This window comes from Blautia sp. DFI.3.45 (assembly GCF_020593505.1).
Lineage (GTDB): Bacteria > Bacillota > Clostridia > Lachnospirales > Lachnospiraceae > Blautia_A > Blautia_A wexlerae.
Map to the genome: position 1 here is coordinate 1 of NZ_JAJDMI010000278.1, position 205 is coordinate 205.

The following is a 205-nucleotide window of genomic DNA, read 5'->3' on the forward strand; positions in this document are numbered from 1 at the left end:
AAAGACGAAGCATACCTGAAACTCTATGACGGTCATGACTGGAAATGGTCCTGTGTACGTCTGGATCATACGGATATGGAATATCTGAGAAAATGCTGGTCAGGGAAAAAGGCATCTGCCCCGACTCTGGAAAAGAGACACCAGAAGTATTTTTTGCGTTTTTCCTATAAAGAGGAAGTAACACTTACCAAAACACCTGTGAAAG

General features: G+C 42.4%; 1 pseudogene. It reads left to right on the forward strand.

The features are described from left to right. Positions 1–205, forward strand: a pseudogene (locus tag LJE09_RS17855) (IS200/IS605 family accessory protein TnpB-related protein); the annotation flags it as partial.